Below are 14378 nucleotides of genomic sequence, written 5' to 3'. Positions count from 1 at the left end.
AATGGCTTGAACACCTTTATTGTATCGCGTTTGGAGTTTTTTGGTATAACCTTCGTCGCGCACCCGCATAGCGGGTGGTTTATTTGTCACGCACCTTACGGAGCGTGACGGACTAAAAGTCACATAACAAAAATAGCTTAGAATCAACGTTTCTAACGATGCAATTCTAAGCTATTTTTTAGGCTTTTTATACGAAAACTCAAAGTTAGTGTCAACATCTCAGCGCAGTGGTTGATTGGGTTTAACAGTCCAGTGGACTATTTTAGCCCGAGCCAACTGCTTGGAAGTGAGGGGAACTCTTTTTGACCTAGTCGAATCTTTCCCACTCCCCTTACATCGAAGTAATAAAAGTCAACTAAATGACGATATTTGTATTATAGACAATATCTAGGTAATACTTCTCTAATATTTTACCCTTCTATTCTAGCGAAAGAGGCGTATTATCGTCACTTTCACTATCGCTGTTACTCAAAAATTCGAGGTAGGCGATCTGTCAAAAGACAAACTACCTCGTAATTTATGGTTCCGATGCGATCAGCCCACTCCTGAACAGAGATCGTTTTATCTCCATCTTGACCGATTAGGGTGACTTTTTGACCAAGTGGATAAGCATGAGGTAAACGAATGGTGATCTGATCCATCGAAATACGCCCTACAATTTCACAGGCCTGCCCATCGACTAAGACTGATAAGCCTTGTAAGCTTCGTACGAGACCATCTGCATATCCTATCGGAACGGTCGCAATCCATTCTGAGTCGGTGCTGTGATAAGTAGCTCCGTAGCCAATTGTTGTGCCAGCTTCAACCTGCTTTACATGAACAATTTCAGATACGAGAGATAAGGCTGGTTGAACCTCAAACGGGAGTTCTAGTACTCGTCCACTTGGATTAAGTCCATAAAGAATGTTTCCCAAACGAACCAGGTTAAATACTGTATCAGCATGCCAAATGCTTGTTGCTGAATTGCTGGCATGAATCCAGCGCGGAGTAATTGGTAGAACATCCAAAAATTCTTTAAAAACAGACAGTTGACTCTCGAAGTGCGCCTGATCAACCTCATCCGCAGTAGCAAAATGAGTATAGACTCCTTCGATGTCATACTCTAATTCTTCAAGGATAGCAATCGCTTGTAGCAAATCGGCTATTTTTCTAAAACCAATCCGCCCCATACCAGTATCTAGCTTAAGATGGACAGTTAGACCAGATAAATCCGCCTCTAAGTCTTTTGCATCTTGCAACCAGTCCAGACTGGCAACTGTCACACTGATATTGAGTTGATGAGCTACTGGTAAAAAACGTACAGGAACCACTCCTAAAATCAAGATAGGATGCTCGATACCTGCTTTACGTAGCTCTAATGCTTCATCCAAATTCGAAACACAAAAGCCAGCTGCTTGACTGGATAGCTTTTTCGCTACCGCAACAGCTCCATGACCATAAGCATTCGCCTTAACAACAGCAAACGCTTCGGTCTTCGGGGGCAAGTTGGTCATTACTTGCTCGAAATTTTCCGCAATCGCATCTAAGTTAACACGAATTTGCGTGGGTCGATGTTCACTTTCAATCATCTTTCTCCTCCAAAATCACACTAGCTTGTACAAAATTTCCTGAATGGCTAATGCTGAGCCAAATATTCCCATCAAAGGGACTCTTCGTCACATAGGGAACTCCTTTGCTGGTATTCAGAATTTCAATATCATGAAATCCTATCTTACCAATACCTGTCCCCAAGGCCTTGGTCAGCGCTTCTTTGGCTGACCAACGTCCAGCTAAATATTCTAACTGACGGCGACCAGACAGACTTTGATACCGTTCAAATTCTTTCTCTGTGAGAATCTTTTTGGGAAACCCTTGGTGTTTGATTCTGGCACTTTCAATCGCCTCCATCTCCTGAAGGTCAATGCCATGTCCTACTATCATTAATCGGTCTCCTTTTGCATAGTCATTTCATTTATCAAAATAAACGAACTGACTCTAGTGACTTGTCTAAAAATTGCAAAAGGACTGGACAGCCGTCCAGTCCACGCGTCATTCCTATTTACGGCCGTGACAATTTTTAAATTTCTTGCCAGATTGGCATGGGCATGGATCGTTACGATCAACACCTTCAAAAGATACATTCTCCTGAATTGCATGCGATTGGTTCGGCATAATATTCTTAACAGCTGTCGTATGTGCTTCTTGACTTGTGCGCTCACGCTCAATATTGTCATGAATTTGCGCCTTCATCATCAAGCGGGTTACTTCAAACTCGATAGCCCCAATCATATCGTTAAACATAGTAAATGCTTCTGATTGATATTCAACGATTGGATTGTTTTGAGCGTATCCACGAAGACTGACTGCATTGCGCAATTGATCCAAGGCATCAATATGGTCTGTCCATTTGTTATCCACAACACGAAGGATAAGAACTTTCTGGAATTCGCGTACACGTTCTTCATCGCGTAATTTTTTCACTTGCGAATCATAGACTCTCAAGGCACGTTCATAGAGCTCTTCGACAATCTCTTTCTGATTCATTGCTTCAAAAGTAGCTTTACTCAAGGTATCATCTTCAACGAGATTTGCATGCGCAAATTTGATAATGCCATCAATAGCTTCATCTTTCGAACCAAGGAAGTGACCAGCAACTTGGCGTTCAATCGTCCGTTTCATCATCGCTTTGATTTCAGGAGCCAAATCACGGTCAGCAGTAATAACATCCTGGCGTTGGCGATAGATGATTTCACGTTGCTCACGCATCACATCGTCATATTGAAGGACTTGTTTACGTGAGTCGTAGTTGTTCCCTTCCACACGCTTCTGAGCAGATTCAACTTGACGCGTCAACATTTTAGACTTGATAACAGACTCTTCTTCTGTTAGATTCATACGCTCCATAAATACTTTGATGCGTTCTGAACCAAAGCGTTTCATCAAGTCATCTTCGAGAGATAGATAGAATTGTGATTCACCTGGGTCACCTTGACGACCTGAACGTCCACGAAGCTGGTTATCAATACGACGACTTTCATGGCGCTCAGTACCAATAACACATAGCCCACCAAGTTCACGTACACCTGGACCTAACTTAATATCGGTACCGCGTCCCGCCATGTTGGTCGCAATAGTGACCGCACCACGCTGACCAGCATTCATAATAATCTGCGCTTCACGATAGTGGTTTTTAGCATTCAATACTTCGTGAGGGACACCTGCAGCTACCAATTTTTGAGAAATCAAATCAGAAGTTTCAACCGCAACTGTACCGACCAAGACAGGTTGCCCTTTCTCATAGCGTCTCTTCACATCAGCAATAACGGCATTGAATTTGTATTCTAGACTTGGATAGAGTAAATCTTCGTGGTCAACACGCGCGATTGGGCGGTTGGTTGGGATTGGTACAACACGGATGTTGTAGATTTCACGGAATTCTTCCTCTTCTGTTTTACCAGTACCCGTCATCCCTGATAATTTTTTATACATACGGAAAAGGTTTTGGTAGGTAATCGAGGCACTTGTCTTAGACTCGTTTTGAACCGGTACACCTTCCTTAGCTTCGATGGCTTGGTGAAGTCCATCAGAATAGCGACGACCTTCCATCGTACGACCTGTAAATGGATCGATAATCATGACCTCTTGGTCTTCATTGACCAGATAGTCAATATCATAGGTCATAATGTAGTTGGCACGAAGTGCATTATCCAAGAAATGGGTAATGGCTACATTTTCAATATCGTAGAGGTTATCTAACTTGAAGAATTTCTCTGCTTTGTCAATACCTGAATCAGACAGACCAATCGTTTTAGATGGAATGTCAATGATGTAATCTTCTGTTGTCAAAGATTTAACAAGATTATCTGCCAAGAAATACAACTGGTTTGTTTCAGAACCTTGTGCACCAGATACAATCAACGGCGTACGAGCTTCGTCAATCAAGATTGAGTCAACTTCATCGACCAAGGCGTAATTGAGAGGACGTTGAACCATGTCTTCTGCGCGAACAACCATATTGTCTCGGAGGTAGTCAAAACCAATCTCTGAGTTGGTCGAATAAGTAATATCGCAGTTATAGGCCTCACGTTTTTCCAAGGGTGATTTAGCAGCTAAGTTGATACCAACTGATAGACCAAGCCATGAGTACAATTCACCCATTTCAGTCGCATCACGAGTAGAAAGATACTCGTTAACCGTCACTACGTGAACACCTTGACCAGACAAGGCATTCAAATAAACAGGCATCGTTGCAGTCAGAGTTTTACCTTCACCTGTACGCATTTCTGGAACGTCACCGTTGTGAAGAACGATTCCTCCCATAACCTGAACCTTGTAGGGATAGAGGCCCAATACGCGACGAGCTCCTTCACGGACTACCGCATAAGCTTCGTACAAAAGATCGTCGAGGGATTCGCCGTTATTGTATCGCTCCTTAAATTCTGCTGTCTTAGCTTGCAACTGTTCATCAGTCAGCGCTTCCATTTCATCGGCATACGAGAAGACCTTGTCTGCCATTTTCTCAAGTTTTCTTAGCTCTCCCTTATCATTTTCAATGAGAGAACGAAGTACATTTGTTACCATATCATTCATCCTATTTCAGTTTTAGTCAATAATATATTGTAGCAGAAAACTAGGCAATTTTCAAGGTTTGGCACTAGGATACAGCCTAAATAAATGAAAATGCTAGCTTAATATTACTATTTTTACCACAAAACACCTCCTAGTCACAATAACTCCTAGGAGGTGAAAAATTTATGAAATTTTAAATGAGGAATCTGCGATATATCGGAGATTTAGAAATTCATTAAAAGCTCAGTTATCATATTATTCAGTTAATAAAAGCTCACATGAATAATTTTCTACACAAAGCTAAATATTATCTTCAACCTGTGTTAATATATTATTTTCCTCGAGAAAAATATCTCATGAAGAAACTAGTAGATAAAGCTACCCAAATTGTTACTAAGCTGTTAAGTACATTTTCCGAAGTAAAGACCTCTTTTTTCTCTGTCTCTTGATTCTCAATTGTTGCATTTGAATCGACCACTTTTTCTTCCTCAACAGAATTGTTACTACGTTCAAGAGAGGCAGGCACTTTCACCTCACTAGCTACTGCACTTCTCTCTTGAGGAGAAGTTGTAACGCCTACAGGCTCAACTGTTGAAATTGCTTCTCCAAGCACAGACTGGGGTTGAATCACCGTGGCTGAACCAGCATCTTGAACATGAATATCTGATGTCGGAACAGAACCTGCCTCATGAGTATTTGCTTCAACTCCATTTGACACAGTTACAGCTACTTCTTTGTCTAAACGTTCATTTTTAGGAACCTCTAAAGTAGGCGAGACAAAACTCACTTGTGGAGCAGAAACCCGTGATTCAGCTACTTCTTGACTAGCTGTCACCGTCTCTGTAGGAGTTGTTTCCGGTGAAGGTTGAGACGCTGAATTACTTTCAACTACACTTGATTCTGTTACTTCTGTTGCCACATCTGTAGAAATAGTTTCCGATGAAGGTTGGGATGCTGAACTACTCTCAGCTACACTTTGTTCTGTTACTTCTGTTGCCGCATCTGTAGGAGCAATTTCTGATGAAGTTGGGATTTCAGAACTTACTTGTGGAGCAGAAACCGGTGAGTCAGCTACTTCTTGTTTAGCTACCACCACCTCTGTAGAAATAGCTTCCGGTGAAGTTGGGGATGCTGAATTATTCTCAGCTACACTTGGTTCTGTTACTTCTGTTGCTACATCTGTAGGTGTTGTTTCTGATGAAGTTGGGATTTCAGAACTTACTTGTGGAGCAGAAACCGAAGTTCCAGCCATTTCTTGACTAGTTGTTACTGCCTCTGTAGAATTTGTTTCCGGTGAAGTTGGGGATGCTGAATCACTCTCAACTACACTTGATTCTGTTACCTCATCTGCAGGAGCTGTTTCTGATGAAGTTTGGATTTCAGAACTTACTTGTGGAGCAGAAACCGAAGTTCCAGCCATTTCTTGACTAGTTGTTACTGCCTCTGTAGAATTTGTTTCCGGTGAAGTTGGGGATGCTGAATCACTCTCAACTACACTTGATTCTGTTACCACCTCGGCAGAATTAGTTTCCGGTGAAGTTGGGGATGCTGAAATTACTTGTGGAGAGGAAACTGTATTAACCTGCGCTTCACTCGATTCTTTGGATGCAACCTCAACATGTGGTAATTTATCATCATTTTCTTCCTTAGAATCAACTGTATTCTGAGCTGTTTCTGAACTCGGTGAAACCATCTCTGTATTTCCTAAAGATGAAGTCTCTGTTTTATCCTCTAACTCAGTTTTAGCTTGTGGTACCTTAGGAGCTGGTGTTTGTTGAGAAGGAGCAGCTGAGATTGTATCCTGTGTTGAAGAATTTCCTTCTAGAAGCTCCTCAGATTGCTGTGCAGAATTAACACTTGGAGCTGAAGCATCCTTGGAATTTTGGGTGACTTCATCAGAATTAGCTTGTTTTTCTTCCTTCAAAGGACTTAATTGATTTTCAGAAACATTGTGATTGTCTTTGATAATGGCAGGATCTTCTTGAAGCTTTTTACCCTCCATTATTGCCAGATAAGTTTTATAATCATCTCCGTCTTCAAAATTTGCTGCAGCCTCTTTATCTAATTGCGATAAGAAACCTTTATTATTTTTCATAGAATTTTTAATTTCAGCAAATTCTTTTTCCGTGATATTTACAGATTTATTCAACTTGTCAATATCAGATACCACTGATTTCAAAATATATTCATAGCCATTTTTATGATCTAAATTTAAATCTTTTTTCTTTGCCTCTTCTATTTTTTCTTGCAAAACTTTGTAAATGTCTAATAAATGTTTTTTATTTTCTTGTGACACATATTTTGGCTCAACATATGCAATATGATCCAAACCAACCAAGGACTTTTCTTTGTTGAACAACAGTAAATCTGCTGTTTTTTGCCTCATAGCCCATTCTTCATATTCCTTGTTAATAACCATATAGTTATTTTGGCCTAATGGCAGTTTTTCTAGCTCTTTGCTATCAACTTCTTGATAACTATCTTTCCCGATATCATTAAAATGCTGGTCCGAATAAACAGTTTTCTGACCAATTCCTCGGACCCCTGTTGCGTCGATAGTATGCCATTTTCCATCATAGAATACTCGAGTTGTTGCGTGAGCATCACCTTTAGCATTTACTCCTGTAACCACATAGGCTGGGAACCCCATGAAATTAAATGCTCGCGCCGCCGTTGTACTAAAACCAACACAGGTTGCTAATTTTCTTTGAGTAACAGCAAACAAATCTGAGGCAAAATAGTAAGATAAACCAGCTTTATTAATTCCAGTTGTATTAGCAGCCTCCCAATCATAATGAACCTTATTAGCCATGCTTAAAACAAAAGTTTTAACCTTCTCACTGTCTGTTGGTTGAATACTAGCTTTTGATTCTTGAATCATTTTAAGAATCGTATCATCATTGGCAGCAAAGAGGTTTTTAGTAACATTCATTTTATTGACTATGTCGCTTACCCTTGCGTCTCGACCAAAGCCAAAATGACTATACTCGTTAAAAAATTTATTGTCAACAGAATACCCATGAGAATAGATTGTCAAGTTGTCATTCAGTACTCTAGCATGATTATCAGCTGTTTTGAGACCGGCAGCATCCAATAACTGTCTTTTGGTTGATTCAACATGAATTGGAAAGAGCGCATGAATCCTTTGAGCTGCATAATTTGTGATAGTATTATTCAGATTAGCTTGGTCACCTCTAAATTGTAATTCCTGAACTTTCTGCTTATACTCTTCTGGGCTATTAACAAGAATATCACCCTTGTTCATAACAAGAATATGTGGAGATTCATGAATATTTTGGGTAACTTTACCATTGATTACCAAAAAATCGTTGTTTTTACCAAATTCCTCTAGTTCTTTCCGAGTAGATAATGTCCCAACTCGATTCTCAAGTCCTAATTTAAAAACATTGAATCGTCGGTCCAAGGGGTATTCGTTCAATTTTTCAGAAAATATTTTCCAGTCCAGAACCTCTATTTTATTGGTATTTTTTTGTGATTGTAAATGTGAGTTTTCATCTGCAAAAACAACCGGTTGTGATGCTCCGATAGATGCAAGCGCAAGAACCGAAGTAGAAAGGGTAAGCGTCAAAATAAGCCAGCGCTTACCATGCTGTTGAATTGGAATCATAAGTCCTCCATATAAATACTTCTGAGAATAATTTCCCAGCCTAAAATTTGCATTCCAATTGTAACACTTTTAACTATCTTTTTTCTGCTATCTATCTGTGCTTTCCCTGTTTTTATAGACTTTAGTATCTCTGCATCATTACTTTAGATATAGCGTTTTCATACAATTGGGAAACAACAACTTTCCTCTGGTAAAAAAACATCACTACACTATCGCTAATAAAAAGATTTTCAACCTTGCTCATGAATAATCATCAAGAATTGTGGAACTTGTTTTTCTTTTTCATACCCGATGAACTCCAACAATGGCCAACTCTAATCTTTTATAGTCATCATTGGTTTTTGAGGCACTGTTTCGACCCAACAACTTAAATTGAAGAGTTGTTGACGAACTCTTTTTAAGCTGGTCTGATTCTTTCCTACTCCCAAAGATTGCCTTGATTAACGAACGGCTATCTCTTATGAATACAGTTTTTTAGATAAAAATAGGCGAGAGTTACATGAAAACTCTCACCTCACTGTCAAGTTATTGTGATAATAAAACAACTTCACCCAATATTCTTCTTCAATATATCTATCGCAAAAGTACAAATGAATCTGTTCTCATAGATAATTATGAATTTCTTGACACTTGTTTTGCCAAAGCAAAGTTTCCAAGAGTTGCAGAACCATTTTCAGCAACAGCTGGCGTTACGATATATTCTTTGACATCTGGTGTTGGGAGATAATCGTTCATCAAACCGACAAACTTCTCACGTACACGATTAAGCATGTGCTCTTGAGCCATAACTCCGCCTCCAAATACAATTACTTGCGGACGATAAAGCAAGGTTGCCTGTACTGCTGCTTGAGCAATGTAGTAAGCCTGCACGTCCCAAACATCTGAATTTAACTCGATTAATTCACCACGAATACCTGTACGACCTTCAAGAGAAGGACCTGCAGCTAAGCCTTCCAAACACCCATTATGGAATGGACACATTCCTTTAAATTCATGTTTTACATCGTAAGGGTGTAGGGCAATGTAAGTATGACCTGCTTCGGTATGACCCAAGCCACCGATAAACTCACCATTCTGAATGGCACCTGCACCAATACCTGTACCGATTGTATAGTAAACTAAACTCTTTACTCCTTTACGAACCAGGGTTTCACCAAATGCCGATGAATTCACATCTGTCGTGAAATAAAATGGAATATTAAATTCCTTAGCAATCAGACCAAGTAAATCAATATTTGACCAGTGTGGTTTTGGTGTCGAAGTGATGTAACCATAAGTCTGTGAGTTTTGATCAATATCGATTGGACCGAAAGAACCTATCGCAATACCTGCCAAACGATCTTCATAGCGCTTGAAGAATTCAACCGTTCTCTCAATCGTTTCATAAGGAGTTGTCGTTGGAAATTGCGTTTTTTCAACAACTTGGAATTGTTCATCACCTACGGCACAAACAAACTTTGTACCACCCGCTTCCAAGCTACCATATAATTTTGTCATTTGATTGTCTCCAAAAATTTTATCACTAGCATTATACCATAGAAACAAACAGAGGAAAAAGGCTATTCCACCTTTTTCCTACTCCTTGTTCAATAAAATTAAGATTCCTTAAAATCGGATTATGATTCTTATTTAGCTACTTTCAAGAAGTTTGCTCCGTGAGCAATTGTTCCTTCAGCAAGCGTAGAAACTTCAGCAAAATCAGCTGTATTGGTCACGATGATCATGGTTGTATCATCAAGACCGGCTTCAGCAATTTTCGCAGCATCGAATTTAGCGATTGGAGTACCAGCTTTTACTTTATCACCAGCTGCTACTAATTTTTCAAATCCGTTACCGTTCATTGATACAGTGTCAATACCGATGTGAATTAAAAGTTCAGCACCAGACGCTGTTTTCAATCCGTAAGCATGGCCTGTTTCAAAAGCAATTGTTACTTCTGCATCTGCTGGGGCGTAAACAACACCCTCAGAAGGTTTAACAGCCAAACCTTTACCCATAGCTCCTGATGAGAAGACTGGGTCATTAACATTTTCAAGAGCAACTACATTACCTGAAAGTGGAGATACAAGAGTTTCTTCAGGAAGCAAAGCTGTTGTAGCTTCGTCAGCTAAAGTCGCTGTTTCCTTTGCTACAGCTGATATTTTACCAGCAACCGGTTCCTCATCTTCATACCCGAAGAGATATGTCAAAGCGAAACCTGCCGCGAATGATACAGCAACCATGAGCAAGTATTGTGGTAATTGTCCGTCAACATAAAGAAGTGTACCAGGAATGATAGTGATACCGAAACCTGTACCTGCAAGACCAAGAAGTGAAGCTACCATACCGCCAAGAGCACCCGCTGCCAATGACAAGAAGAATGGCTTACGGAAACGCAAGTTAACACCGAAGATAGCTGGCTCAGTAATACCGAGGAAGGCTGCAAGAGCCGCTGGGAAAGCAAGAGCTTTCAATTTAGCATTCTTAGTTTTCACACCAACCGCTACTGTAGCAGCACCTTGTGCTGTCATCGCTGCTGTGATAATAGCGTTGAATGGGTTCTCACCAGTGTTTGCTACCAATTGTGATTCAAGCAAGTTGAAGATATGGTGAACACCAGATACCACGATAACTTGGTGAATACCACCGATAAGGAGACCACCAAGACCCATTGGCAAGTTCAAGATTGCTTGTGTACCTACCAAGATGTAGTTTTCAACTACGTGGAAGACTGGACCAATTACGAAGAGACCAAGGATAGACATCACCAAGAGAGTAATGAACGGAGTTACCAAGAGATCAAGTACTTCTGGAACAACCTTGCGGACTGCTTTTTCGAATTGGGCACCAACGATACCGATGATGAAGGCTGGCAATACTGAACCTTGCAAACCAACAACTGGAATGAAGCCAAAGAAGATTTGTGGAGTCACATCGCCACCTGAAGCAACTGCCCAAGCGTTTGGCAATGAGCCAGAAATCAACATCATACCAAGAACAAGACCGATTGTTTGGTTACCACCGAATACACGGAAAGTTGACCATACAACCAAGGCTGGCAAGATGATGAACGCTGTATCTGTTAAGATTTGAGTATAAGTGATGAAGTCAGCGTTCCATTCTGTAACACCAAGAGCTCCCATGATTGCTTCTTGTGTCAAAAGACCACGAAGGCCCATGAAGAGACCTGTTGCCACAATCGCAGGAATGATTGGAACGAATACATCACCGAAAGTACGGATAGCACGTTGGAAAGCATTGCCTTGTTTAGCAGCTTCAGCTTTTTGTTCACCAGTAGTCGCTGTTGGCAAACCAAGGGCAACCACTTCATCGTAGATTTTGTTTACTGTACCAGTACCAAAGATAATTTGGTATTGACCAGAGTTGAAGAAAGCACCTTGTACTTTTTCGATGTCTTCGACTGTATCCTTGTCGATTTTTCCTTCATCAACAACCATAACACGAAGGCGAGTCGCACAGTGAGCAACACTGCGTACGTTCTCACGTCCACCAAGGGCGTCAATGACTTTTTTTGCAATTTCTGTATTATTCATCTTGCAAAAATCTCCTTATTAAATATTTTTTTAATTTTTTTGAAAGTGTTTTCAAACTTTCGATGGTTTTATTATATCACTTTTATAAAATATGTCAAACGTTTATCACATTTTGTTTCAATTTTATCCAAAAACATTGTTAAAACTTGATTTTTTACAAGAAAACGTTTACTATATTAATGAAAAACTAGAAAATTTGGAGAAAATTATGGCATTTACAACAGAGGAGCGTTACAGGGCTTATGCTGACTGGACATCCGAATATATTGAAAAAATAAAGAAGAATACAGAGAGTTCTCCTTGGAGGACAAATTTCCATATTGAAACACCACATGGACTGTTAAATGACCCAAATGGATTTTCTTATTTTAATGGAAAGTGGACGCTTTTTTACCAATACTTCCCATTCGGTGCTGCGCACGGATTAAAATCTTGGGTCCATACAGAGTCAACAGATTTGGTCCATTTTGAAGAAACTGGTACGGTTATGTACCCAGATACACCACTTGATAGCCACGGTGCCTACTCTGGATCTGCCATGGAATTTGACGACAAGCTCTTCCTCTTCTATACTGGAAATGTCCGCGATGAAAATTGGGTTCGCCATCCATACCAAATCGGTGCCTTGATGGATAAAGATGGTAAGATTGAAAAGATTGATAAAGTCTTGATTGAACAACCAGAAGATACCACCGACCATTTCCGTGATCCACAAATTTTCGACTATAAAGGGCAATATTACGCTATCGTCGGTGGACAAAATCTGGATAAAAAGGGAATTGTCAAACTTTATAAAGCTGAAAATAACGACTACCTCAACTGGTCCTATGTTGGTGACCTAGATTTTGCCAACGATATGACCGCTTATATGATGGAATGCCCAAATATAGCGTTCGTCGGTGAGCACCCCATCCTTCTCTACTGTCCACAAGGCTTGGACAAAGAGGTATTGGACTATGGCAATATCTATCCAAATATGTACAAGATTGGTCAGAGTTTCAATCCTGAAACAGCAAGCATTGTCGAACCGAGCGAATTGATCAATCTGGACTATGGTTTTGAGTGCTATGCAACCCAGGCCTTTAATGCACCAGACGGTCGAACTCTATCTGTTAGCTGGTTGGCTCTTCCAGATGTGGAATATCCAACCGATGCTTATGACTACCAAGGCTGTCTGTCATTGGTTAAAGAATTAACCATCAAGGACGGTAAGCTCTACCAATATCCAGTCGATGCGATTACCAGTCTTCGTAAAGAAGCTCAGCCATTTTCAGCCCAAAAAGAAACCAATAATGTTTACGAATTGGAACTTGATTTTTCAGCGGGCACGAAGCATGAAATCGTATTGTTCGCAAATGAAGAAGAAAAAGGCTTGGTCTTGTCTGTAGACACTGAACAAGGCCAGATTACATTAGACCGTGGCAACTGTGGTCAGCCATTCGCACTCGATTTCGGTACAAGTCGCTCTTGCGAGATTTCTCCAGGAGCTCTTACAGCCAATATCTTCATCGACAAATCTGTCTTTGAAATCTTTATCAATAAAGGAGAGAAAGTATTTTCTGGTCGTGTCTTCCCTAATGCGGATCAATCTGGTATCGTCATTACGACTGGTAATCCGACCGGAACCTACTACCATTTAGATTATGGTCGCAAAACTAACTGATGTCGCACAGTTAGCTGGGGTCAGCCCAACAACTGTCTCGCGCGTTATCAATAAAAAAGGATATCTATCTGAAAAAACCATTCGCAATGTCGAAGAGGCTATGCGTGAACTAGGCTACAAACCTAATAATTTAGCTCGTAGTTTGCAAGGCAAATCTGCAAAATTAGTTGGTCTCATCTTCCCAACAATAAACAATATTTTTTATTCTGAATTGATTAGCCATTTAGAAAAAGAGCTTTTTGATCGAGGCTATAAAACCATTATTTGCAATAGCCAGCACGAGTCCGATAAGGAACGTGAGTATCTAGAAATGTTGGCAGCTAACCAAGTAGATGGGATTATCTCGGGCAGTCACAATCTCGGTATCCAAGACTACGACCGTGTCGTAGCTCCAATTATCGCTTTTGACCGCAACCTCTCTCCTTCCATTCCCATTGTCTCTTCCGATAATTTTGCTGGCGGGGTATTAGCTGCCCAAACCTTACAAAAAGCGGGATGTCACAATCCATTAATGATTACCGGAAACGATGATTCCAATTCACCTACCGGCCTTCGCCAAGTAGGTTTCACATCTATTTTGAACAAAGCCGAAGTTTTTCATATCTCCAGTGATTTCTCACCTGTGCGCAAGGAGATGGAAATCCGAGCCATTCTTGAGAAACAAAAACCAGATGGTATCTTTGTATCTGGAGATGCAACAGCTATGCTGGTATGGAACGTCATTCGTTCATTGAAACTGTCTATTCCAGAAGATATTAAATTGATTGGTTATGATGGAACAAGTTTCATCGAAAACTACTATCCTCAACTGACAACCATCAAGCAACCATTAACCGAAATAGCTCGCCTGCTGGTTGAACTATTAGTTGATAAAATCGAAGGAAAAAAACTGACAAAAACAGACTATATCCTGCCGATTAGCCTACTAGCAGGAGCTAGTATATAAAAAAAGCTGTACCTAATAAAAATTAGGTACAGCTTTTTTTGTGATACATTCTCTTATTTC

The 14378-nt window shown here is 40.3% G+C and carries 8 protein-coding genes; 2 read left to right on the top strand and 6 right to left on the bottom strand.

The annotated features are described in order from the left end of the window. Positions 1 to 464: 464 nt before the first annotated feature. From alr to ODU45_RS03900, 6 genes are all read right to left on the bottom strand, one after another. Positions 465 to 1568 (bottom strand): alanine racemase, encoded by a 1104-nt coding sequence (gene alr, locus ODU45_RS03925; RefSeq protein ID WP_136671222.1) that lies wholly within the window; start codon positions 1566 to 1568, stop codon positions 465 to 467. Next, the gene (acpS, locus tag ODU45_RS03920; protein WP_012027718.1) at positions 1561 to 1920 is read right to left on the bottom strand and encodes a holo-ACP synthase; all 360 of its coding nucleotides are present in this window, start codon (positions 1918 to 1920) and stop codon (positions 1561 to 1563) included. Before acpS ends, alr begins: the two co-directional genes overlap by 8 nt. A 114-nt stretch (positions 1921 to 2034) precedes the next feature. Next, positions 2035 to 4560: a preprotein translocase subunit SecA gene (gene secA / locus ODU45_RS03915; protein WP_002938259.1), complete on the bottom strand. Its 2526-nt coding sequence runs from the start codon at positions 4558 to 4560 to the stop codon at positions 2035 to 2037. A 319-nt stretch (positions 4561 to 4879) separates the two neighbouring features. Next, positions 4880 to 8176 carry a transglutaminase domain-containing protein gene (locus ODU45_RS03910; protein ID WP_398580812.1) on the bottom strand — a complete coding sequence of 1099 codons (3297 nt, stop codon included), beginning with the start codon at positions 8174 to 8176 and terminating at the stop codon, positions 4880 to 4882. 612 nt (positions 8177 to 8788) lie between these two features. Beyond that, a complete protein-coding gene (gene scrK / locus ODU45_RS03905; protein WP_398580811.1) occupies positions 8789 to 9673 on the bottom strand; it encodes a fructokinase ScrK in 885 nt (294 codons plus the stop codon). A gap of 128 nt (positions 9674 to 9801) precedes the next feature. Further along, positions 9802 to 11709 carry a sucrose-specific PTS transporter subunit IIBC gene (locus ODU45_RS03900; RefSeq protein ID WP_398580810.1) on the bottom strand — a complete coding sequence of 636 codons (1908 nt, stop codon included), beginning with the start codon at positions 11707 to 11709 and terminating at the stop codon, positions 9802 to 9804. 208 nt (positions 11710 to 11917) lie between these two features. Here ODU45_RS03900 and ODU45_RS03895 point away from each other — a divergent pair, with 208 nt between their 5' ends. Then, positions 11918 to 13372 (top strand): sucrose-6-phosphate hydrolase, encoded by a 1455-nt coding sequence (locus ODU45_RS03895; protein WP_398580809.1) that lies wholly within the window; start codon positions 11918 to 11920, stop codon positions 13370 to 13372. Then, positions 13353 to 14318: a LacI family DNA-binding transcriptional regulator gene (locus ODU45_RS03890; RefSeq protein WP_002942449.1), complete on the top strand. Its 966-nt coding sequence runs from the start codon at positions 13353 to 13355 to the stop codon at positions 14316 to 14318. The genes ODU45_RS03895 and ODU45_RS03890 overlap by 20 nt, the downstream gene beginning before the upstream one ends. Positions 14319 to 14378 lie beyond the last annotated feature (60 nt).

It is taken from the genome of Streptococcus sp. 2022WUSS135 (assembly GCF_044427045.1).
Lineage (GTDB): Bacteria > Bacillota > Bacilli > Lactobacillales > Streptococcaceae > Streptococcus > Streptococcus hashimotonensis.
Note: the sequence above shows the minus strand (reverse complement) of the source record. Positions and strands in the feature narration are given on the sequence as shown.

Coding starts and splice junctions, on each gene's coding strand:
- alr (WP_136671222.1), bottom strand. CDS start 1,568: ATGATTGAAAGTGAACATCGACCCACGCAAATTCGTGTTAACTTAGAT.
- acpS (WP_012027718.1), bottom strand. CDS start 1,920: ATGATAGTAGGACATGGCATTGACCTTCAGGAGATGGAGGCGATTGAA.
- secA (WP_002938259.1), bottom strand. CDS start 4,560: ATGGTAACAAATGTACTTCGTTCTCTCATTGAAAATGATAAGGGAGAG.
- ODU45_RS03910 (WP_398580812.1), bottom strand. CDS start 8,176: ATGATTCCAATTCAACAGCATGGTAAGCGCTGGCTTATTTTGACGCTT.
- scrK (WP_398580811.1), bottom strand. CDS start 9,673: ATGACAAAATTATATGGTAGCTTGGAAGCGGGTGGTACAAAGTTTGTT.
- ODU45_RS03900 (WP_398580810.1), bottom strand. CDS start 11,709: ATGAATAATACAGAAATTGCAAAAAAAGTCATTGACGCCCTTGGTGGA.
- ODU45_RS03895 (WP_398580809.1), top strand. CDS start 11,918: ATGGCATTTACAACAGAGGAGCGTTACAGGGCTTATGCTGACTGGACA.
- ODU45_RS03890 (WP_002942449.1), top strand. CDS start 13,353: ATGGTCGCAAAACTAACTGATGTCGCACAGTTAGCTGGGGTCAGCCCA.